The organism is Methylobacterium sp. BTF04, assembly GCF_010692745.1.
Classification (GTDB): Bacteria; Pseudomonadota; Alphaproteobacteria; order Rhizobiales; family Beijerinckiaceae; genus Methylobacterium.
In genome coordinates this window covers 1-20,915 of record NZ_JAAHTB010000012.1, presented here as the reverse complement: position 1 = coordinate 20,915, position 20,915 = coordinate 1, and the positions used below count along the sequence as shown (strand labels likewise).

Annotated in this window: 18 protein-coding genes; 15 read left to right on the top strand and 3 right to left on the bottom strand. The window is 67.6% G+C overall.

Features of this window, described 5'->3' with window-relative positions; all coding sequences use genetic code 11:
- Positions 1-18 precede the first annotated feature (18 nt).
- Positions 19-777 (bottom strand): cytochrome c family protein, encoded by a 759-nt coding sequence (locus tag G3T14_RS09640; protein ID WP_163642113.1) that lies wholly within the window; start codon positions 775-777, stop codon positions 19-21.
- Positions 778-1,156: 379 nt separating this feature from the next.
- Here G3T14_RS09640 and G3T14_RS09635 point away from each other — a divergent pair, with 379 nt between their 5' ends.
- The 8 genes from G3T14_RS09635 (at position 1,157) to G3T14_RS09600 (ending at position 10,370) form a co-directional block, all read left to right on the top strand.
- Positions 1,157-1,900, top strand: coding sequence for a 3-deoxy-manno-octulosonate cytidylyltransferase (locus G3T14_RS09635; protein WP_163642112.1), 744 nt, complete (start codon positions 1,157-1,159; stop codon positions 1,898-1,900).
- 34 nt (positions 1,901-1,934) lie between these two features.
- A complete protein-coding gene (locus G3T14_RS09630; RefSeq protein ID WP_163642110.1) occupies positions 1,935-2,792 on the top strand; it encodes a prephenate dehydratase in 858 nt (285 codons plus the stop codon).
- 70 nt (positions 2,793-2,862) lie between these two features.
- Complete coding sequence (locus G3T14_RS09625; RefSeq protein ID WP_163642108.1) at positions 2,863-4,947, top strand: prolyl oligopeptidase family serine peptidase; 2,085 nt, start codon at positions 2,863-2,865, stop codon at positions 4,945-4,947.
- A 165-nt stretch (positions 4,948-5,112) separates the two neighbouring features.
- Positions 5,113-5,310 (top strand): hemin uptake protein HemP, encoded by a 198-nt coding sequence (locus G3T14_RS09620; protein ID WP_163642106.1) that lies wholly within the window; start codon positions 5,113-5,115, stop codon positions 5,308-5,310.
- The gene (locus G3T14_RS09615) at positions 5,307-6,194 is read left to right on the top strand and encodes an ABC transporter substrate-binding protein (RefSeq protein WP_163642104.1); all 888 of its coding nucleotides are present in this window, start codon (positions 5,307-5,309) and stop codon (positions 6,192-6,194) included. Before G3T14_RS09620 ends, G3T14_RS09615 begins: the two co-directional genes overlap by 4 nt.
- A gap of 46 nt (positions 6,195-6,240) precedes the next feature.
- Positions 6,241-7,233 (top strand): iron ABC transporter permease, encoded by a 993-nt coding sequence (locus tag G3T14_RS09610; RefSeq protein ID WP_163642299.1) that lies wholly within the window; start codon positions 6,241-6,243, stop codon positions 7,231-7,233.
- Positions 7,226-8,062, top strand: coding sequence for a heme ABC transporter ATP-binding protein (locus G3T14_RS09605; RefSeq protein WP_163642102.1), 837 nt, complete (start codon positions 7,226-7,228; stop codon positions 8,060-8,062). The genes G3T14_RS09610 and G3T14_RS09605 overlap by 8 nt, the downstream gene beginning before the upstream one ends.
- Before the next feature lie 166 nt (positions 8,063-8,228).
- Complete coding sequence (locus tag G3T14_RS09600; RefSeq protein WP_163642101.1) at positions 8,229-10,370, top strand: TonB-dependent hemoglobin/transferrin/lactoferrin family receptor; 2,142 nt, start codon at positions 8,229-8,231, stop codon at positions 10,368-10,370.
- 12 nt (positions 10,371-10,382) lie between these two features.
- Here the strand turns inward: G3T14_RS09600 and G3T14_RS09595 are convergent, their stop codons facing one another.
- A complete protein-coding gene (locus tag G3T14_RS09595) occupies positions 10,383-11,108 on the bottom strand; it encodes a tyrosine-protein phosphatase (RefSeq protein WP_163642099.1) in 726 nt (241 codons plus the stop codon).
- Positions 11,109-11,330: 222 nt separating this feature from the next.
- Here G3T14_RS09595 and G3T14_RS09590 point away from each other — a divergent pair, with 222 nt between their 5' ends.
- Positions 11,331-11,837 carry a GNAT family N-acetyltransferase gene (locus G3T14_RS09590; RefSeq protein WP_163642097.1) on the top strand — a complete coding sequence of 169 codons (507 nt, stop codon included), beginning with the start codon at positions 11,331-11,333 and terminating at the stop codon, positions 11,835-11,837.
- Positions 11,838-12,174: 337 nt separating this feature from the next.
- Entirely contained in the window at positions 12,175-12,714 is a 540-nt protein-coding gene (gene ppa / locus G3T14_RS09585; protein ID WP_163642095.1) for an inorganic diphosphatase, read from the top strand.
- Positions 12,715-12,785: 71 nt separating this feature from the next.
- Here the strand turns inward: ppa and G3T14_RS09580 are convergent, their stop codons facing one another.
- Entirely contained in the window at positions 12,786-14,060 is a 1,275-nt protein-coding gene (locus G3T14_RS09580) for an FAD-dependent monooxygenase (protein WP_163642093.1), read from the bottom strand.
- Positions 14,061-14,353: 293 nt separating this feature from the next.
- Here G3T14_RS09580 and tesB point away from each other — a divergent pair, with 293 nt between their 5' ends.
- The 5 genes from tesB to G3T14_RS09555 form a co-directional block, all read left to right on the top strand.
- Positions 14,354-15,232, top strand: coding sequence for an acyl-CoA thioesterase II (gene tesB / locus G3T14_RS09575; RefSeq protein WP_163642092.1), 879 nt, complete (start codon positions 14,354-14,356; stop codon positions 15,230-15,232).
- 292 nt (positions 15,233-15,524) lie between these two features.
- Positions 15,525-15,863 (top strand): P-II family nitrogen regulator, encoded by a 339-nt coding sequence (locus G3T14_RS09570; RefSeq protein ID WP_163642090.1) that lies wholly within the window; start codon positions 15,525-15,527, stop codon positions 15,861-15,863.
- A gap of 99 nt (positions 15,864-15,962) precedes the next feature.
- Positions 15,963-17,468 carry an ammonium transporter gene (locus tag G3T14_RS09565; protein WP_163642088.1) on the top strand — a complete coding sequence of 502 codons (1,506 nt, stop codon included), beginning with the start codon at positions 15,963-15,965 and terminating at the stop codon, positions 17,466-17,468.
- A 313-nt stretch (positions 17,469-17,781) separates the two neighbouring features.
- A complete protein-coding gene (locus G3T14_RS09560; RefSeq protein WP_163642087.1) occupies positions 17,782-19,047 on the top strand; it encodes an outer membrane beta-barrel protein in 1,266 nt (421 codons plus the stop codon).
- Between the two features lie 199 nt (positions 19,048-19,246).
- Positions 19,247-20,915: DNA translocase FtsK 4TM domain-containing protein (locus tag G3T14_RS09555; RefSeq protein ID WP_163642085.1), on the top strand; the 1,669-nt coding region annotated here is incomplete at its 3' end.

Here is a 20,915-nt window from a genome sequence, read left to right as displayed (position 1 = left end):
CTGATTGACGACGCTCGCCTATTCCGCCGGCTTCTCGGCGGGGGCTGCCGGGGCCGCATCGGGAGCGGGCGGGGGTGCGTCCGCTGGCTTCGGTTCCGCGGCTTTCGGCACCGCAGGGGCTGCGGGCTTCGGCTCGGCCTTGCCCTCAGTCGGTTTGGATTCGGCGGCGGCCTTGGATTCGGCGGGCTTGGATTCGGCAGGTTTGGCGTCGACAGGCTTGGCCTCGGCCTTCTTGTCCGCCACCGGGAGCGGTGCCGGCGTGTCGGCCAGCGTGCGCAGATAGGCGATGACGTCGGCCCGCTCGGTGGGCGAGGTGATGCCGGCGAACGCCATCTTGGTGCCGGCGATGTAGACCTTCGGATTGGTCAGGAACTTGTCGAGCTCGTCGTAGCTCCAGTTGCCACCCTTCTCCTTCATCGCGGCCGAGTACTCGAAGCCCTCGTGGTGGGCGCGCTGCCGGTCGACGATGCCGTAGAGGTCCGGGCCGACCTTGTTCGGGCCACCCTTCTCGAAGCTGTGGCAGGAGGTGCACTTCTTGGCGCCCGACTGGCCCTTGTCCGCGCTGGCACTGGCGAGCCGGATCGGCAGCGGCTCGGCCTGCGCCTCGGGCGCCGCGGAGGCGCCGGCGGCCTTGGCCTGCGGCTCGGGTAGAGCATATCCGGCGGTGCCGGCGGGCTTGGGATTGTAGATCAGCTCGGCAACGAAGCCCGACCCGACGGCGAACAGGACGGCGCCAAGCGCTGCACCCGCGACCTTGTTCAGCTCGAAAGAGTCCATTCTCGACAACTCCGAAGTATCCGGCAGGGGAAGTACGCAGGATGGGTCCGGCAGTGGCGCCACGCGCCGGACTTTGGAAAGGATCGAGGGTGCTTAGCCGTTGAAGGCCGATCTTGACAATGGCGGAGTGCAGGACCGCGTAGTCGCAGACACGCGCCCGTGCACGCACAGGGCCAGGCGGGCTTCGTTTCGCGGGAAGGAGGGGTTCGCCTCGCGATGACCGGGATTTCGCCTCGCGATGACAAGGCGTCCCCCGGCTGATAGAGCCGCTTTGCCACCGGCACCGCTTCGGCTTCGGTCGAGCTTAAGGCCGTGAGCGTGACGGAATGGCCTCATGACATGGCGGCCGTTCTGAAACCGAAAGATCGACGCCAGACCGATGTCCGATCCCCTTGTCCTCATTCCTGCCCGCATGGCGGCGACCCGCCTGCCGAACAAGCCGCTCGCCGATCTCGCGGGTGAACCGATGATCGTCCATGTCTGGCGGCGCGCCGTGGAAGCCGGCATCGGGCCGGTGGTGGTGGCAACCGACACCGCGGCCATCATCGATGTGATCACCGCCGCGGGCGGCCTCGCTGTCCTGACACGGGCGGACCATGCCACCGGGTCCGATCGGCTCGCGGAGGCCCTGGAGATCGTCGATCCGCACGGCAATCACGACGTGGTCGTCAACGTGCAGGGCGACCTTCCGACTATCGATCCGGCCGCAATCGGTGCGGCGATCGCGCCTTTGGCCGATCGATCTGTGGATATCGCCACCTTGTGCGCGGTCATTACCCGCGAGGAGGAGCGCCACGACCCCAACGTGGTCAAGCTCGTCGGCCATCACGTCGGCCCGAGCCGGTTGCGGGCGCTCTACTTCACTCGCGCTGCGGCCCCCTGGGGGGAGGGCCCTCTTCACCACCATATCGGCCTCTACGCCTATCGCCGCCGGGCGCTCGCGCGCTTCATGGCCCTGCCGCCGGGGGAACTCGAGACCCGCGAGAAGCTGGAGCAACTGCGCGCCTTGGAGGCCGGGATGCGCATCGACGCGATGATCGTCGACGACCTGCCGCTGGGCGTGGATACCCCCGCCGATCTGGAGCGGGCCCGCGCGTTGCTCAGCGCCCGCCGCCTTAATTGATCCTCACCGACACCCCGCAAAAAGATCGACCGCCATGCCCCACCGCACGATCTCCTATCAGGGCGAGCCCGGCGCCAACTCCCACATCATCTGCGCCCAGGCCTATCCCGACTGGACGCCGCTGCCTTGCCCGACCTTCGAGGACGCCTTCGCGGCGGTCACCGAGGGCCGGGCAGCGCGGGCGATGATCCCTATCGAGAACTCGATCGCCGGGCGGGTCGCCGACATCCACCATCTCATCCCGACCTCGGCGCTCCACATCGTCGCCGAACATTTCCTGCCGATCCATTTTCAGCTGATGGTGCTGCCCGGCACGCCCGTGGAGGCATTGAAGAGCGTCCACAGCCACGTCCATGCACTCGGCCAGTGCCGCAAGATCATCCGGCGCCTCGGTCTGAAGGCGATCGTCGCCGGTGACACGGCCGGTGCCGCGCGCGAGGTCGCCGAGGCCGGAGATCCGAGCCGCGGCGCTCTGGCGCCCGCCCTTGCGGCACAGGTCTATGGGCTCGACATCGTCGCCCGTGACGTGGAGGACGAGAGCCACAACACCACGCGCTTCGTGGTGTTCTCGCCCGAGCCCGAGCCGATGGCGGCCGATGCCGGCCCGGCGGTGACGAGCTTCATCTTCCGCGTGCGCAACATTCCGGCCGCGCTCTACAAGGCGATGGGCGGCTTCGCCACCAACGGCGTCAACATGTCGAAGCTCGAGAGCTACATGGTCGACGGGCAATTCTCGGCGACGCAGTTTTACGCCGAGGTGGATGGCCATCCCGAGGATCCGGGCCTCGCCCGTGCCCTCGAGGAACTCGCCTATTTTTCGCGCGAAGTGCGGATCATCGGGACCTATCCGGCCCATCCCTATCGGGAGGCGAGCCGGATGGCGGCGGAGTGACCTGACGGGTTGGGCATTTCGTCAAGCCGATGGCGGTGCCTCCTTGGCCGATATCGCCTAACCTTCGCCTATGACCGCAACGACGCTTGCCCCCGATCCCCGCCCGACGCTCGCTCAGCCGGATGACGACCCCCATCTCTGGCTCGAGGAAATCGACGGGCTCGAGGCCGTCGCCTGGGTCGAGGCGCAGAACGCCGAGACCCTGGGGCGCTACGCCGATGCCGCCTTCGCACGTGACCGCGACACGGTGCATGCGCTGCTCGACCGGCCCGGCCGCATTCCTATGGTCCAGCGCCGCGGCGACTTTCTCCACAACCTCTGGAAAGACGCGGAGCACCCGCGCGGACTGTGGCGTCGGACGGATGAGCCGGGCTACCGCGCCGGCAATCCGGTCTGGGCGATTCTGCTCGACCTCGATGCCCTCGCCGCGGCCGAAGGCGAGGATTGGGTCTGGGCCGGCGCCGATGTCCTCCCGCATGCCCACGACCGCGCGCTCCTGCGCCTGAGCCGGGGCGGCGGTGACGCCACGGTTCAGCGTGAGTTCGACCTGACCACTTGCCGCTTCGTCGCCGACGGCTTCGTCCTGCCAGAGGCCAAGGGCGGGGCAACGTGGCTCGATCGGGACACCCTGCTGCTGTCGAGTGCTTTTGGCGAGGGCATGGCGACGCGCTCTGGCTATGCCCGCACGGTGCGACTGTGGCCGCGCGGCTCGGATCCGTCGTCCGCCCAGGTTCTGTTCGAGACCGCGCCCGGGAACATGGCCGTCTGGGGCGAAGTCGAGCGCCATGACGGCAGCGAGCGCATCGTGTTTTCGGAACGCACCGGCTTTTTCGATGCCGCCATCCATCTCGGTGACCGGACCGGTGCGCGCACGCTCCTGGCGATCCCCACCGACGCGGAAATTCACCTGCATCGCGATTGGCTTGCCGTGCGGCCGCGGACCCCGTGGAGCGTCGGCGGTGCCACCCATGCGGCCGATACCGTGCTGGTCATCGCACTCTCGGCGTTTCTCGCCGGTGCCCGCGATTTCGCGGTTCTGTGGCAGCCGAGCGAGCAAAACGCTCTCCAGGAGATCTTTTGGTCGAACGGTCGCCTCGTCATCGGCGCCCTCGACGACCTGCGTCCCGCCTTCGAGGTCTTCACCCCGGACACCGAAGGCTGGATTCGTCGCGGCGTGCCCGGGCTGCCGACGGTCGGTAGCGTCTCGGTCTGGCCGTTCGACGCCGAGTCCGAGGAGGCCGATGGCGAACTCCTCGCCGTCGTGCAGGACCCGGTGACGCCGCCGACCTTGCTCGCCATTCCACCGGCCCTGTCGAGCCCGACAATCCTGCGCACCATGCCGGCCGCCTTCGATGCATCCGGATTGGCCGTGACGCGGCATGAGGCCGTCTCTGCGGACGGCACCCGCATCCCCTACGTCCAGGTCGGGCCGGCGGGCGAGACCGGAGAGGCTCCGGTCCACATGTCCGCCTATGGCGGCTTCAAGGTTTCGGTGCTGCCGACGTACCAGGCCGTGCTTGGCAAGCTGTGGCTCGAGCCCGGCGGGACCAGTGTCGTCGCCAACATCCGTGGCGGCGGCGAATTCGGCACGCGCTGGCACGAGGCCGGGCGTCGCGAAGGCAAGGCCCTGGCGCATGACGATTTCGCCGCCGTCGCGGCCGACCTCGTCACCCGCGGAATCACCCGGCCGGGCCGCATCGCCGCCGAGGGCGGTTCGAATGGCGGGCTCCTCATCGCCAACATGCTGACGCGCTATCCCGAACGCTTCGGCGCCCTGTTCTGCACTATCCCGCTGATCGACATGCGCCGCTACGCCAAGCTGCTCGCCGGAGCGAGTTGGATCGCCGAGTACGGCGACCCCGACGACCCGGAGGATTGGCGCTTCCTCGGCGCCATCTCGGCCTATCACGTCGCCGAGGCCGGGCGCCCCTATCCGCCGATCCTCATCGCCACGAGCCGGCGCGACGACCGCGTCCACCCGGGCCATGCCCGCAAGATGGCCCGCAAGCTCCATGCGCTGGGTTATCCCGCTTCCTTCTACGAGCCCGCCGCCGGTGGCCACGGCTACGGCAAGGATAGCGCCGAGACCGCCGCCTTCCTCGCCCTCGGCATCGGTTTCCTGAGGCAATCGATCGGCTGGCAGCCCGCGGCTTGAGGATCGGCCCGGCCGCCGCGTTCAGCTGAGCGGCGGTCCTGGTGGATAGGTCGCGTGATCAAGTCTGCTTGTACACCAGACTAAAGAATCTTATGAGCGGGAAGATGCAGTATCCGTACTTTAGAATAAAACAATTCAAAGGTGCGGTTCTTTAGAATCGGCAACATGTCGAAGCTCGACTCCGAAATTTCCAGTGCAGGTCTCGCGGCACGTTCTGTGGCGGACGCACGCGGTGCGCAGATCGAGGCGGTAATCACCTCGGCCGTCCTGATGGACGGCCGGCGTGAGGTCGTGATCGTTCACGGAGGTGAACGCTACCGCCTCCGGATCACCGCCAACGATAAGCTAATCCTCACCAAATGACGGCCCGTCCCGCCCTGCTGCTGAATCGCCGCCGGTTGCTGCTGGCTGCGTCGGTGGGCGCACTCACGCCGCGTACGGCATGGGCCGCCGGGCCCGCCACCCGGATCGCGTCCCTCGGCGGTGCCGTCACCGAGATCCTGTATCGCCTTGGCGCCGGCCCGCGGATCGTCGCCGTCGACACCACGAGCCTGCAGCCGCCCGAGGCGCTGCGCGAGAAGGCGAATGTCGGCTATCTGCGTGCGCTGTCCGCCGAAGGCCTGCTCTCCGTCGGACCAGACCTCGTCATCGCCGCGGAGGGGGCCGGTCCGCCCGAAATCCTCACCTTGATTCGCGAGGCCGGCGTGCGGGTGGAGATGGTGAAGGAGCCGCCGACCCCGGACGGCGTCCTCGACAAGATCGCCCTCGTTGGACGCCTCAGCGGGAGCGAGCGGGAGGCCGAGGCGCTTGCCGCCGAGGTCCGGGCGCATTTCGCCGATCTGGCGGCGCAGCGCGCCCGCATCGCAAGGCCGGCGCGTGCCATGGTGGTGCTTTCGCTCCAAGGTGGCCGCACCATGGTCGGTGGGCTCGACACTACGGCGGACGGCATCCTCAAGCTCGCCGGCGTCGAGAACGCCGCCGCCGGGCTCCAGGGCTTCAAGCCGATGACCGACGAGGCCATCGTCGCCGCTACCCCCGACACGGTCGTGATGATGCGCACCGGCGCCGAGCCGCCGACAGCCGAGGCGGTGTTCGCCCCCGAGACGGCGTTGGGTCGGACACCCGCTGCCGGCCGCCGATCCCTCGTCACCATGGACGGCCTCTACCTCCTCGGCTTCGGGCCGCGCACGCCGGAAGCGGCGGGTGAGCTGATGCGGGCGATCTATCCGGATCTGCCGCGTGGGTGAGCACGAGCGGTCGGGCGCGCTCGTGCTCGCGGGGCTCGCGGTATTGATGCTGGGTGTGGCGCTGCTCTCCCTCGGCATGGGAGCGATCCGTATTCCTCCGGGGCGCGTCCTCGACGTTCTCCTCGGTGGACAAGACCCCGCGCTCGCCCGCGACGCGACGGTCATCCTCAACATCCGCCTGCCGCGCACGCTGCTCGGACTGATGGTCGGCGCCGGGCTCGCCGTATCGGGCGCCTTGATGCAGGGGCTGTTTCGCAATCCCCTGGCCGATCCGGCTCTGGTCGGGGTCTCGGCGGGGGCCGGGCTCGCCGCAGCCAGCGTGATCGTCCTCGGCGACCGGCTCATCGCCCATTTCGGCATGCCCGGCCCGGTGCCGTATGCGATCCTCCCCGTCGGGGCCTTCCTCGGCGGCCTGACGGCAACGCTGGTTCTCTATGGTTTGGCGACCCGCTCCGGCCGAACCTCAGTGGCGACCATGCTGCTCGCCGGCATTGCGCTCGGTGCGCTCAGCGGAGCGCTGACCGGCCTGCTGGTCTATGCCAGCGACGACAGGCAATTACGCGATCTCACCTTCTGGTCGCTCGGCAGCCTCGGCGGCGCCACCTGGACCAAGGTCCTGTCCAGCGCCCCGCTGATCCTGCCCATGCTCGTCGCGGTGCCGTTCTTGGGGCGCGGGCTCAACGCCCTGGTGCTCGGAGAGGCCGAAGCCTTCCACCTCGGGGTGTCGGTGGAGCGGCTCAAGCGCGCCTGTATCCTGCTGGTGGCGGTCGCCGTCGGCGCAGGCGTGGCGGCGGCCGGCGTCATTGGCTTCGTCGGCCTCGTAGTGCCGCATGCCCTGCGCCTGCTGGTCGGACCCGAACACCGGCTGCTGCTGCCGGCCTCTGCTCTGCTCGGCGGTGCACTCCTCGTCCTCGCCGACGTGATCGCCCGCATCGTCGCGGCCCCAGCCGAACTGCCGATCGGGATCGTCACCGCCATGGTCGGCGCACCGGTATTCCTGTGGCTGCTGCTTGGCCGGGCGCGGCTCGCCGATGCCTGAGTCGCTTCTCACTGCGTCGGACCTCACCTACACGGTCGCCGGACGCGACCTCGTGCGCGACGTCTCTCTGACGGTGGCGCCCGGTACGCTTCAGGTGATCGTCGGTCCGAACGGCGCCGGCAAGTCGACCCTGCTGAGACTGCTCTGCGGCGAGATCCATCCGAGCCGTGGCTCGGTGGCCTACGGTGTGGAGCCGATCGCCAGTATCCCGCCCTGGCGGCTCGCCGGCATGCGGGCGGTGTTGCCCCAGGCCGCGCGCCTCGCTTTTCCGTTCTCGGTCGCCGATGTCGCCCGGATCGGCCTCGACGGGATCGGTCGTGGCCTGACGCGCCGGGATCGGAGCGCGATTCTCGCACGCACCCTCGAACAAGCCGATGTGGCGCATCTGGCCGAGCGCGCCTACCAGACCCTTTCGGGGGGCGAGCAGGCGCGTGTTCAATTCGCGCGCGTGCTGTGCCAATTGGCGGCCGGCCGGACCATCGCCGGGCGGCAGGTTCTGTTCCTCGATGAGCCGACCGCGAGTCTCGACCTGCGCCACCAAGCCTCCCTGCTCGATGCCGCCGCCGCGCTGTCCCGGGACGGCGTCGGCGTGGTGGCGATCCTGCACGACCTCAACCTCGCCGCCGCCTATGCGGATACGCTGCTGGTGATGGATTCGGGCCGCCTGGTGGCGGACGGACCACCCGCGATGGTGTTGCGTGACGACCTGATCGCGCGTGTCTTCCAAGTCTCCTGGCCGGTCGGACGGGTTCCGGAGGCCGGCCAGGCCTTCCTGCTGCCACGACGAACCGTTGCGGTTGAGCCACAGGCGAAGGCCGTGAATCCGTAGCCTGGAAGCACTTCAACAATCCGTGAAGGCAGATCGGAATCGCAATAATCTGGAACGATTTATGGGCTGTTGACCCCACGGCGCCCACCGGAGCACGTGAGGATCAGCCAGCCAGCCCTCTGCCAGCCAGCCAATCGATCGACTGTGCTCTTGGTGGATTGCGTCCATGTCTTATCTGTCTCGTCGCGCCGGTCTGGCGCTCGGCGTCTCGTTCCTGGCGCTCACCGCCGCCATGGCGCAAACGCCGCCACCGGCGCGCCCGGTGCCGGCCGATACCGATATCAGCCTCGACACTATCTCGGTCACCTCGACCAAGACTCCGGGTGCCGCGGTCGATGCCCTGTCGGGCACCAGCGTGATCACCGCCGAGCAGATCGAGCGGCTCCAGCCCAGTCGGCTCTCCGACGTTCTGCGCGATGTCCCCGGCGTCACCACGCAGGAGAATCAGAACGATCCGGCCCAGGCGATCAACATCCGCGGCCTGCAGGATTTCGGCCGCGTCAACGTGCTGGTCGACGGCGCCCGCCAGGACTTCCAAACCTCGGGCCACAGCGCCAACGGGGTCTTCTATCTCGATCCCGAACTCGTCGGCGGCGTCGACATCACACGCGGGCCGACCGCGACCATCTACGGCTCGGGCGCCATCGGTGGCGTGGCCGCGTTCCGCACCCGCTCCATCGATGACATTCTCGCGCCCGACGAGACCGCCGGCGCCGTGCAGAAGCAGGGCTTCGGCACCAACGGCCAGAAGTTCATCAACTCCACCGCGCTCGGCGCGCGCATCGGCACGGCGGCGGACGTGTTCGGCCAGTTCGTCTTCCGCAACAACGGTCCGTATCGCGACGGTCTCGGCACGACGGTGCGCGACACCGGCAATGAACTGACCTCGGGCCTCGCCAAGTTCAACGTCCGGCCCGCCGATGGGCACGAGTTCAGCGGCACCGCGCTGTTGCAGCGCTTCGATTTCGCCAATTCCGGCACCAGCAATGCCGGGGCGCGGTTCGCCAACGCGGTGCAGGCCGACACCTACACGCTGGGCTATCGTTTTGCCCGACCGGACGTGCCGCTGATCGATTTCAGCATCAAGGGCTATTACACCACCACGCATAATGACCTGACCTTCCTGCAGGATACCGCGAGCGGGCTCTACGGCCGCCTCGGCACGCGGGCGGGCAGCCGGCTCACCTACGACATCGAGACCACGGGCTTCGACGTCCACAACACCGCCCGTTTCGACACCTGGGCGCTGAGCCACGCGCTGACCGTGGGGGGTGATTTCGTCCAGAACAGCGTGCGCACCACCGACAATGCCGGCGGATTCGGCGGCGCGTTCACGCCCTCGGGCCAGCGCAGCCTCGCCGGTGCCTTCGTGCAGGACGAAATCCGCTACGCGAGCTGGCTTCGGGTGATCGGCGCGTTGCGCTACGACAGCTACGACCTCTCGGGCGGGGTCTATCGCTCCAGCGGCGACCGGGTCTCACCCAAGATCACGGTCGGTATCTCGCCCTTCGCCGGAATCGAGTTCTACGGCACCTATGCGGAGGGCTACCGGGCGCCGTCCATCACCGAGACCCTGGTGCAGGGAATCCACCCGTTTCCGGCCTTCAACATCCTGCCGAACCCGACCCTGCGCCCGGAGGTGGCCCGCACCGTCGAGGGCGGAATTAACCTGAAGTACAACGAGGTCTTCGTGCCTGGCGACGCGTTCCGCGCCAAGCTCAACGTCTTCCAGAACGAGATCGACGACTTCATCAACATCCAGACCGTGGGCCCGACCTATTTCGTGCCGGCCATCGCCGGCATCCCGGCCTCGATCTGCGCCAGCATTCCGGGGCGCTTCCCCTGCGTCATCCCGGTCCAGTCGTTCCAGTACCTCAACATCGCTCAGGCAGAGCTGTCCGGCGTGGAACTGGAAGGCGCCTACGATTGGGGCCGCGGCTTCCTGTCGGTCGCCGCCACCCACACCGAAGGGCGCGACAAGGCCACCCGCCAAAGCCTGATCACCGTCCCGCCGGACCGGATCAGCACGACCCTCGGCCTGCGCTTCCTCGACGACCGCCTCACCGTGGGCAGCCGCCTCAACCTCGTCGAGGCCCGCACCGATCTGCCGACCGGCGCCACTATCCTGGCGACCAAGGCCTACGCCCTGGTGGATTTCTTCGCGTCTTACCGCGTCAACGACCGGATCAAGGCGGATTTCATCCTGCAGAACGCCTTCGACAAGCGCTACACCCAGTATCTCAACGCGCTTCCCAACCCGGGGCTGGTGGCCAAGGCGGCGATCAGCATCAAGTTCGCGACGCGATGATGCGGGCGCGCGCTACTCGCGCTTGATGATCCGGTCGACGACGAGGTCGGACCAGAAGCCCGGCCGGAAGTCGCGCCTGAGCGCATCGGGATCGTAAACGGTCTCGACCCAGGTCAGGAAATCGAGGCCGCGGGCTTCGCCTTCGCGCAGGTAGAGGTCGAAGAACGCATCGAGGATGCCGGTCTTGGCGAAGCGGAAATGGCCGTAACGGGCCGAGAGCTGGCTCATGGCCTCCCGCACCGGTCTTCCTTCGTGCAGGATCAGGTAGAGCACCGCGCCGAGGCCGGCCCGGTCCGCCCCCGACTTGCAGTGCATCATCGCCGGGTACGCGACGGAATCGAAAAACGCCTTGGCGGACAGGATCGTCTCCCGCGAGGGCGCTTCGCGCGAGCGCAGCACGAACTCGACGAGGTGGAGGCCCTGGCGCTCGCAGGCTTCGCGCTGGAGCGGCCACGAGCCATGCTCGCGCCCGCCGCGCAGGGAGATGATCGTGCGCACGCCCTGGCGCCGGAACCAGGCGAGCTGATGCGGGGTCGGCTGGGCCGAGCGCCACAGCTTGCCCTGACCCACCCGGTGTCGGTTGAGATAGGCGAGACGGAAGACCCCGTGGTCCACCAGCAGCATGTTCGCCCACGCCTTGGCGCGCGAGACCGTCCCGGCGATCGGCCGCTCGAAGCGGGCGATGCGCGCCATGCGCCGCGCGTAGCGGGTCTCTGGCTTGAGGAAGCGGTTGAACACGGGCGCTCTTGGCAAGGTGTGGCGGACGACGATCTGCGGGCTCTAACATCGTGGGAACCGGCGGCAAACCGGTGGAGCGAAACAGGGCCCCGAAAATCGGCATCCCATTTGCCTTGTCTCCGCCTGGATCGTCATCTTCGATGGCGCTTCCGACACCGTTACCCTGACCTGGACGTTTACCGAACCTGATCACCAGTCGACAGACGAGCGCGGGGACCCGTCATGAGCACGAGCACCACCAGTATTCGCCGCGCCCGCAGCACGGATGCCGACACGCTCAGCGATGTGTTCGACGCGGCTTGGCGCGAAGCCTATCGCGGGATCATCCCGGGGGTGTCGCTGGAGCGGATGATCTCTCAGCGCAGCTCTCAATGGTGGCTCGGCGCCACGCAGCGCAGCCGTCCGCTGGTGGTGGTGGAGACCGGCGACGGGGTGGTGGGCTACGCGGTCTACGGAGCAGCCCGCGCCCGGTCGCTGAAGGCGGCGGGCGAGATCGATGAACTCTACATCCTGCCCTCGCACCAGGGCCTCGGGCTCGGGCGGCGCCTGTTCCGGGCGGTGAGCAACGACATGCACGACCACGGCCTTGCCCGCATCGGGGTGTGGGCGCTGGAGGAGAACGACCGCGCCCGTGACTTCTATGCCGGGCTCGGCGGCGTTCTCACCGGTCGGTCCGTCGACCGCATTGCCGGATCGGTCCTGCCGAAGGTGGGATATCGCTTCGAGTGATCGTCTGCCGCGCCCGTGCCGGGCCGCCTATTCCCAATCATCAATGCGCGTGATCCCGCATGTCGGGGTCGCGATCTAATGGAACGGGCACCCTGACGGGTGGGCCCAAGGTTTGGGGTGCGCGTGTGGCGCGTCCGAGCGGCAAGCTGCCGCAGCGCGGTGTGGAACGCTTGCGACGGCGCGTCGGAGGAGGCGGCAAGACCGCGAGGCACAGTGCACGACATTTTCGCCCAAACGTTGCGGTCGGTGGTTCCTGCCGATTTCCTTCGTGGGCATTGAGTTCTAAGACACGCGGCAACGGGATCGAACGGTCCACGCTGTGCGGGAGACAAGCCCAATGATTATCGATGCGGTCTCGATCGGTAAGAATCCACCCGACGATGTGAATGTCATCATCGAAGTGCCGCTCGGTGGCGAGCCGATCAAGTACGAGATGGACAAGGATGCCGGCGCCCTGGTCGTCGACCGTTTCCTCTATACGGCGATGCATTACCCGGGAAATTACGGCTTCATCCCGCATACCCTCTCGGGTGACGGCGATCCGTGCGACGTGCTCGTCGCCAATACCCGCGCCGTGGCACCCGGTGCCATCATGAGCGTGCGCCCGGTCGGTGTCCTTGTAATGGAGGACAATGCCGGTGAGGACGAGAAGATCATCGCCGTGCCGTCGCGCCATCTGACCATGCGCTACGACCGGATCGAGAACTATACCGACCTGCCCGACATCACGATCCACCAGATCCAGCACTTCTTCGAGCACTACAAGGACCTCGAGCCCGGCAAGTGGGTCAAGATCAAGCGCTGGGGCGACAAGGCCGAGGCCCACCGCCTGATCCTCGAGGGGATCGAGCGCGAGAAGGCGGCCAAGGCCAAGTAGGGTCGGTATCGGGTCGCGAGACCGCCAGTCGGTTCAGAAGGCCCTTCCGGAAACGGGAGGGCCTTTTGTCGTCACAGTGCCTCGCCTCGCATCAGCCGTGGCGTTGCCCGGTTCCCCGCCGCCTCGCCGATGAACAAGCGCTTGAGCGCCGGCAATCGGTCGACGAGGCCGAGGCCGAGGTCGCGGGCCAGTCGCACCGGCAAGGCGTCGTTGGAGAACAGGCGATTGAGCCCGTCGGTGGCGGCACCCATCGCCAGGGTGTCGAAGCGGCGGCTGCGCTCGTAGCTGCGCAGGACATCCGTCGCACCCGGATCGAGCCCGAGGCGGAGGGCATCGGTCACGGCTTCGGCGAGGGACGCCGCGTCGGCAAGCCCGAGATTCAGCCCCTGGCCGGCGATGGGGTGGATGACGTGAGCCGCGTCGCCGAGCAGCGCCAGGCGCTCGGCGCGGAAGCTGCGCGCGATGCCGAAGGCGAGGGGATGCGCGCTCGGACCGCGTTCCAGCACCAGCTTGCCCAGGGCGAGCCCAAAGCGCCGTTCGATCTCGGCCAGGGTCTGGCTTGGGTCGCCACCCAGGAGCGCAGCCACGTCGGCGGCGCGCTCGGTCCAGACGATGGACGAGCGGTGGCCGAGCGCCCCGCCGTCGACCAACGGCAGCACCGCGAACGGCCCGCTCGGCAGGAAGTGTTCATAGGCGCGGCCGCCGTGATCGCGTTCGTGCCCGATGGTCGCAACGATGCCGGATTGCGGATACGACCACCCGACCCAGCCGATATGGGCGGCCTCGCGTAGGCGCGAGCGGGCACCGTCCGCGGCCACGAGAAGCGAATCGCGGGTCTCTCGACCATCGGCCATCCGCACCGCTATGGCGTTGCCCTCGGGGAGGGCTTGCGCGATGCCGGTGGGATCGAGCACGACGCCACTGGCCGCGTTCGCGGCGATCAGGGCGTCGACCAGCTCCTGCGCCTCGACCATATGGGCGAAGGGGGCGTCGATGCCGTCGCCGTCCGCGCGGGTGTCTCGATCGGCTTTGAAGGTCAGGAAGACCGGCCGCACCGGGTCGGCAAGCCGGCTGTCGCTGATCGCCATGTCGTGGATTGGTTGGGCCGCGGGCAGGACCGTGTCCCAAACCCTCAATCGCGACAGCATCCGGCGCCCCCCGGCGGCAACGGCATAGGCCCGCCCGCGGTGGCGGCCACCCTTTTCGGCGATGCCGGGATCGCACACGGTCACGTCGAGGGAGGCCCCATGGGCCTGTTTCAGGGCGAGCGCCAGGCTCAGGCCGGGAATGCCCGCCCCCGCGATGCGCACGCTGCGGCGACCCAAATGCGCTTTCGATCCGCCCATGGTTGACACCCCCTCACGCTGCATTCCGTGCCGGAGTGCCACTCCCCGCCGTCCGGGGCAACGCGCGCTCGGATGCCCGCGGTGAACCGCGTCGCCGCAGGGCGCGGCGAACCGGTTTGGCGGCTCTTCGGCGATGGGACGTGGATGGGCTTGTGCGCCGATGGACTTGCCCAAAGCAGGCTTGCTAAGGCGGTTGGCCGAACGCCATCAGGTTTCGGTATCGGGCTTCGCCAGTCCGAATCTCCCTCGACACTGGCGCAGTGATCTACCTCGAACGACGTCAGAGAGACCGCATGGCAGCCATCGTCGCCGAACTCCTCGACGTCCTCGATCTCAGCGGTCTCGATCAGGACCGGTTCAGGGGGCAGAGCCTGCAGACCGGCTGGTTCCGGGTCTTCGGCGGCCAGGTCGTCGCCCAGGCCCTGGTGGCGGCCTCGCGCACGGTGCCGGACAGCCGGCCACCGCACTCCCTGCATGCCTATTTCCTCCTCGGTGGCGACCCGAATGCGCCGATCGACTACGCGGTGGAGCGAATTCGCGACGGGCGCAGCTTCTCCACCCGTCGGGTGGTCGCCGAACAGCATGGCCGCGCGATCTTCGCGATGTCGGTGTCCTATCATGATGCCGAGGACGGGGTCTCCCACCAGGCGGAGATGCCCGACGTGCCCGCTCCCGAGGACGTCGCCGAGGCTCCGGCGGCAGCCGCGCGCGCCGTTCAGGGCGGCGCGGTGATTCCTGCGCCGATCCTGTCGTATTTCGGGCGGCAGCGGCCGATCGAACTGCGCCCGGTAGAAATCGAACGCTACTTGCGGCGGGCGCCGCTTGAACCGCGCTTCCATGTCTGGCTGCGTGCGGTCGACCGTCTACCGGACGATCCGGCGATCCATCGCGCGGTCCTCGCTTACGCCTCCGACATGACGCTCCTCGATGCGACCCTGGTCCCCCACGGCCAGACGGTGTTCGACGGCGAAATCCAGTCGGCGAGCCTCGACCATGCGCTGTGGTTTCACCGGCCTTTCCGCGCCGACGAGTGGCTGCTCTATGCCCAGGATACCCCCAGTGCCGGGGGCGCCAGGGGCTTTGCCCGCGGCCAGATCTTCACCCGTGACGGGATCCTGGTGGCGTCCGTCGCGCAGGAGGGGATGATCCGCCCGCGTCGGGTCGAGGCCTGACGACGCGGCCTTCCCATCGTGTCTGGATGTTGCTCAGGGACGCCGCAAGATGATTAATTTCGCGCCATCATGCGCGGAGTTGATGCAAACTTGGCAGTAATTACGCCTTCGCGCGCATCAGTGGTCGGCCACTTTCTGAGCAGGTAGGCGCCGCGAGAAAAAGTTCCCTTTGGCATAGTCCTTGAATGAGGCGGTCGAGCGCGGGGATCATTCCGATCCGCGCCCGCTGGTCGGGTCGCGACGCAGAGCGCGCCGTCCGCAAGGTCTTCAATCGTACAAGGGGGCGCCGCCCATGAAAATCGTGATGGCTATCATCAAGCCGTTCAAGCTGGAGGAGGTCCGCGACGCGCTGACCGGTATCGGCGTGCACGGTCTCACCGTCACCGAGGTCAAGGGCTACGGCCGCCAGAAGGGCCACACCGAGATCTACCGCGGCGCCGAATACGCCGTGAGCTTCCTGCCCAAGCTCAAGATCGAGGTGGCTGTCGCCGCCGATCTCACCGGCAGCGTGATCGACGCCATCGCGGCGGCCGCCCGCACCGGACAGATCGGTGACGGCAAGATCTTCGTCCTTCCCCTCGAGAAGGCCGTCCGCATCCGCACCGGCGAGACCGACGCAGACGCGCTCTAGGTCCAGCCCCGCGCTCCAATGCCGGTCGGGCGTCGCCCGGCTGCTCCCACTCCAGTTCCTTCACATCAGCACCGCACCGCGATCGGGAGTCCCGTTTCCATGAAACTTCGCAATGCCCTGGCGCTCGGGATGGGAGGCGCCGCCCTGGCCCTTCTGTTCATCGAGCCATCCCTCGCGCAGACGCCGACCGTTGAGGCCGCACCGGCCGCGGCCGTGGTCGCGCCGGTTCCGAACAAGGGCGACACCGCCTGGATGCTCATCTCCAGTGCCCTGGTGCTGTTGATGATCGTGCCGGGCCTCGCCCTGTTCTACGGCGGCCTCGTACGCACCAAGAACATGCTCTCGGTGCTGACCCAGGTCTTCGCCATCGCCTGCCTCGTCTGCATTCTCTACGTGCTCTACGGCTACAGCCTGTCCTTCACCAACGGCGGCGGTCTCAACGACTTCGTCGGCGGCTTCTCGAAGGCGTTCCTCAAGGGCGTCGATCCGAATTCCACCGCTGCGACCTTCTCCAACGGCGTCGTGATTCCCGAATACGTCTACATCTGCTTCCAGATGACGTTCGCGATGATCACCCCGGCCCTCATCGTCGGCGCCTTCGCCGAGCGGATGAAGTTCTCCGCCCTGGTGGTGTTCATGGTTCTGTGGGTCACGCTGATCTACTTCCCGATGGCCCACATGGTCTGGTATTGGGGTGGCCCGGATGCGGTCGGCAACGCCGCCAAGGCGCTGGCTGCCGCCACCGACGACGCCTCGAAGGCGACCGCCCAGGCGGCTCTCGACGCGGTCAATGCCGATGCAGGCCTGATGTTCAAGTGGGGCGCCCTCGACTTCGCCGGCGGCACCGTGGTGCACATCAATGCGGGTATCGCCGGCTTCGTCGGCTGCCTGATGCTCGGCAAGCGCATCGGCTACGGCCGTGACCTGCTCGCCCCGCACTCGCTGACCATGACCACCATCGGCGCCTCGCTGCTGTGGGTCGGTTGGTTCGGCTTCAACGCCGGCTCGAACCTCGAGGCGAACGGCACTGCGGCCCTCACGATGCTCAACACCTTCGTCGCCACCGCCGCCGCCGCCCTGTCGTGGCTGTTCGTCGAGTGGGTGCTGAAGGGCAAGCCGTCGCTGCTCGGCATGCTGTCCGGTGCCATCGCCGGTCTCGTGGCGATCACCCCGGCTTCGGGCTTCGCCGGCCCGATGGGCTCCATCGTCCTCGGCCTCGTCGCCGGCGCCGTCTGCTTCATCATGTGCTCCACGGTGAAGAACGCCATCGGCTACGACGACTCGCTCGACGTGTTCGGTGTCCACTGCATCGGCGGCATCATCGGCGCCCTGGCGACCGGCATCCTGGTGAACGTCGATTTCGGCGGCGTCGGCCTGCCGGACTACTCCACGAAGCCCGGTGAACTCGCCGTCGGTACCTACGACATGGCGGCCGCGATGCTGTCCCAGGCCAAGGCGGTGGGCTTCACCATCCTGTGGTCGGGCATCGGCTCGGCGATTCTGTACAAGGTCGTCGATCTCACCATTGGCCTGCGCGTCACGCAGGACGAGGAGCGCGAAGGCCTCGACATCGCCGATCACGGCGAGCGCGCCTACAACTACTAAGAGACTTGGCCCGGCGGTGGTCCGGCTCGTCCTTCACGGATGAGCCGGGAGACTGCCGGTGCGAGTGACCAAATGGAAAGGCTCCTGTTTCTTCGGAAACGGGGGCCTTTTTCATGAGAAATTAACCATGCGCCCAGCCTCATTGCGTTCGCAATGCAGCGACCAAAATGTGGCGCCGAAGCAACAATGCGGCAGTAACGACTGAGCTTGGCCGTTTTTGCATAAGGATTAGGCAAATGCACGAAACTTGGTTTTGCGCATGTGGAACCTCTTCGGCACCTTGGAACCAGAAGACAAACAGGGGTTGACCTAGATGACCATCAGACTGACATCGTTGGCTGCCGCGGCGACGATCGCGACGCTGGCCACCAGCCAGGCGTTCGCGGCCGACATGCCGTCGAAGCTCGTCGCGCCCGTCCCCGTTCCGGAAGCCTGCAAGGCGGCCATCAGCTTCCCGGCCATGGGCGGCGTCATCAAGCAGAACCCGAACCCGGCCTGCCTCACCCTCGGCGCCTTCGGCGACATCTACGTGGGCGGTGCCGTCACCGGTTACGCTTACAGCCAGACCAACCAGTTCTCCGGCGCCTTCGCCCCTCCCGGCATTCCCGCCGACCGGGCAGGCCGCGTCGATTTCTCGAACCTGATGGGCACGATCCAGAAGGCAGACGGCGCGTTCCAGTTCTACGCAGCCTTCGGCGCCTACACGATCCCGGGCCTCGGCCTGCCGGTCTACAGCAGCTTCGACCAGACCGACCTGCTCTACTCGCCGATCCCGATCGTGTTCGGGAAGTACGTGTTCAACGACAATTGGTCGATCCAGGGCGGCCGTATGCCGACGCTCATCGGCTCCGAGGCGCCCTTCACCTTCCAGAACCTCAACATCTCCCGCGGCCTCCTCTTCAACCAGGAGAACGTGATCAACCAGGGTGTGCAGGTGAACTGGGCCGATGGCCCCTGGGCTGCCTCGTTCGCCGCCACCGACGGATTCTATTCCGGCGAGATCAATTGGGTCACCGGCGCGATCACCTATAAGATCGACGCCGCCAACACGATCGGCATCAACGGTGGAACCCATTTCACCAGCTACACCAACTTCGACTCGACCACGTCGCGCGGCCTTCGCTTCCAGTTCGCCACGCCTGCAGCGCTCCAGAACAGCAGCATCGTCAGCGCCAACTATACCTACGCTGACGGCCCCTGGATCGTGACGCCGTACATTCAGTACACCAACGTCGAGAGCAACGCCGTGCTCGGCCTCGCCGGAGCCGAGACCTTCGGCGGCGCGCTTCTCGCCAGCTACTCCTTCACCGACAACTTCGCCCTGGCCGGCCGCTTCGAATACATCTCCCAGAGCGGCAACCGCGGGAACCCGTTCGGTCAGACCTCCCTGCTCTACGGAGCCGGCAGCTCGGCACTGTCCTTCACGGTCACGCCGACCTTCACCTTCGACCGCTACTTCCTCCGCGGCGAGTTCTCCACCGTGCAGCTCTACGACATCACGCCCGGCCTCGGCTTCGGCCGCACCGGCCTGAAGACCTCGCAGGAGCGCTACATGGTCGAGACGGGTATCACCTTCTGATCCTGCCCTCGTCCCCGGCCGCATGACGGCAGGAAATCCTGATCACGTTGCAAGAAGACGGCGATGGGTAACCATCGCCGTCTTCTTGTATTTTCAGCGCTGTGGCGCAGATGCGAAGCCGGTTCGGCGGTGACTTAAACCGCCATTAACCTCAGGACCGTTAGCGTTACCGGACCGTTCCCAACGCGTCTGGTCCCGTATGCGCTCGCTCCGCCGTTCCGCATCGCCCTACGACACTTTCATCGACAGCTTTCGCCCCTTCATGGCCAAGCGGATGACGGAGTTGGGCGGTCTCGTCCTGTTTGCCGGAGCCACTGCGCTCACCGTCGCCTTGGCGACGTGGTCCATCGACGATCCCAGCCTCAACCACGCCACCGACCATGCCGCGCACAACGTGCTCGGGACCGGGGGCGCCGTGGTGTCGGATTTGGCGATGCAGCTTCTCGGCCTCGGCTCCCTGGCCTTCGTGCTGCCCCCCGCCTTGTGGGGCGTCCAGCTCATGCGCTCACGCGACCTGCCGCGCGGCGGGCTGCGCCTCACCTTGTGGATCATGGGCTTCTTCGCGGCCAGCGCCGTGGCCAGCGCCCTGCCATCCACCGCCCGCTGGCCGCTGCCGACGGGCCTTGGCGGGGTCGCCGGAGATGCGCTGATGCAGGGTGCGCGCACCATGGTCGGCATCGTCGCCTCACCGCTCACCGGACTCATCGGATTCGTCTTCGCGGGCATCGCGATCCTGTGCCTCACCGGCGCCTGCCGGATCGGCGAGGGGATTGAGGAGGAGGATGCCTACGCGCCGCCGGTCCAGCCGACCCGCAACCGCGCAGTGTCGACGAGCCATGACGGGCGCTACGAAGACGACGAGCCGAGCCTCGGCATCGTCTCCCTCGGAACCATGGCGCAGGTCCTGATGGGCGGTCGTGCCGCCCTCGCGGCGCGGATCGCCGACTGGCGTGCGGAGCGTGCCGCGTCCGCCACCGCCTTGGCCTATGCCGGAGCCTCCCCGGCGCTCGCCGCCAAGCGCGCCTTCGCGGCCGAGGACGATGCCCCCTGGGCGACGCAGGCGCCGGACCCGCGCGGGATCCCCGCCGGTGACGGCCGGCGCGAACCCGTCTTCGACACAGACCCGGCCGAGCCTGCGCCACGGCCCGCTTCGCCCCAGCGTCGCCCAGCGCCGGTGGTGCATGACGACGAGATCGACGAAAGCGCCGCTTCCGTCGACGATACCGATCGTCAGGAGCCGGTTCTGCCGCCGGTGCGCTCACGCGTGGCGCCCCCGGTCCAGACACCGTCTCCGGCTGCCCCGCGCCGAGCGCCGGCCGCTCTTGATTCCGAGAATTATCGGCTTCCCGCCCTCGAACTCCTGGCCGAGGCGCCGCGGCCATTGCCCTCGGCGCAGGTTTCCTCGGAGGCCCTGGAGCAGAACGCGACGCTGCTCGAGGCCACCCTCAGCGATTTCGGCGTGCGTGGCGACATCCTCGCGGTGCGCCCCGGTCCCGTGGTGACGCTCTACGAACTCGAGCCGGCGCCCGGCACCAAGTCGAGCCGGGTGATCTCTCTGGCCGACGACATCGCCCGTTCGATGTCGGCGGTCTCGGCCCGCGTCGCCGTGGTCCCCGGCCGCAACGCCATCGGCATCGAATTGCCGAATGCCCGGCGCGAGACCGTGTACCTTCGCGAACTCCTCGCCTCTACCGATTTCGCCGAGACCAAGCAGAGCCTTGCGCTTTGCCTCGGCAAGAACATCGGCGGCGAGCCGATCATCGCCGATCTGGCGCGGATGCCCCACCTGCTGGTGGCGGGCACCACCGGCTCCGGCAAGTCGGTGGCGATCAACACCATGATCCTGTCGCTGCTCTACCGGATGAAGC

Coding starts and splice junctions, on each gene's coding strand:
- G3T14_RS09605 (WP_163642102.1), top strand. CDS start 7,226: ATGCCTGAGTCGCTTCTCACTGCGTCGGACCTCACCTACACGGTCGCC.
- G3T14_RS09640 (WP_163642113.1), bottom strand. CDS start 777: ATGGACTCTTTCGAGCTGAACAAGGTCGCGGGTGCAGCGCTTGGCGCC.
- G3T14_RS09615 (WP_163642104.1), top strand. CDS start 5,307: ATGACGGCCCGTCCCGCCCTGCTGCTGAATCGCCGCCGGTTGCTGCTG.
- ppa (WP_163642095.1), top strand. CDS start 12,175: ATGATTATCGATGCGGTCTCGATCGGTAAGAATCCACCCGACGATGTG.
- G3T14_RS09580 (WP_163642093.1), bottom strand. CDS start 14,060: ATGGGCGGATCGAAAGCGCATTTGGGTCGCCGCAGCGTGCGCATCGCG.
- G3T14_RS09570 (WP_163642090.1), top strand. CDS start 15,525: ATGAAAATCGTGATGGCTATCATCAAGCCGTTCAAGCTGGAGGAGGTC.
- tesB (WP_163642092.1), top strand. CDS start 14,354: ATGGCAGCCATCGTCGCCGAACTCCTCGACGTCCTCGATCTCAGCGGT.
- G3T14_RS09635 (WP_163642112.1), top strand. CDS start 1,157: ATGTCCGATCCCCTTGTCCTCATTCCTGCCCGCATGGCGGCGACCCGC.
- G3T14_RS09620 (WP_163642106.1), top strand. CDS start 5,113: ATGTCGAAGCTCGACTCCGAAATTTCCAGTGCAGGTCTCGCGGCACGT.
- G3T14_RS09600 (WP_163642101.1), top strand. CDS start 8,229: ATGTCTTATCTGTCTCGTCGCGCCGGTCTGGCGCTCGGCGTCTCGTTC.
- G3T14_RS09560 (WP_163642087.1), top strand. CDS start 17,782: ATGACCATCAGACTGACATCGTTGGCTGCCGCGGCGACGATCGCGACG.
- G3T14_RS09565 (WP_163642088.1), top strand. CDS start 15,963: ATGAAACTTCGCAATGCCCTGGCGCTCGGGATGGGAGGCGCCGCCCTG.
- G3T14_RS09625 (WP_163642108.1), top strand. CDS start 2,863: ATGACCGCAACGACGCTTGCCCCCGATCCCCGCCCGACGCTCGCTCAG.
- G3T14_RS09630 (WP_163642110.1), top strand. CDS start 1,935: ATGCCCCACCGCACGATCTCCTATCAGGGCGAGCCCGGCGCCAACTCC.
- G3T14_RS09590 (WP_163642097.1), top strand. CDS start 11,331: ATGAGCACGAGCACCACCAGTATTCGCCGCGCCCGCAGCACGGATGCC.
- G3T14_RS09610 (WP_163642299.1), top strand. CDS start 6,241: ATGCTGGGTGTGGCGCTGCTCTCCCTCGGCATGGGAGCGATCCGTATT.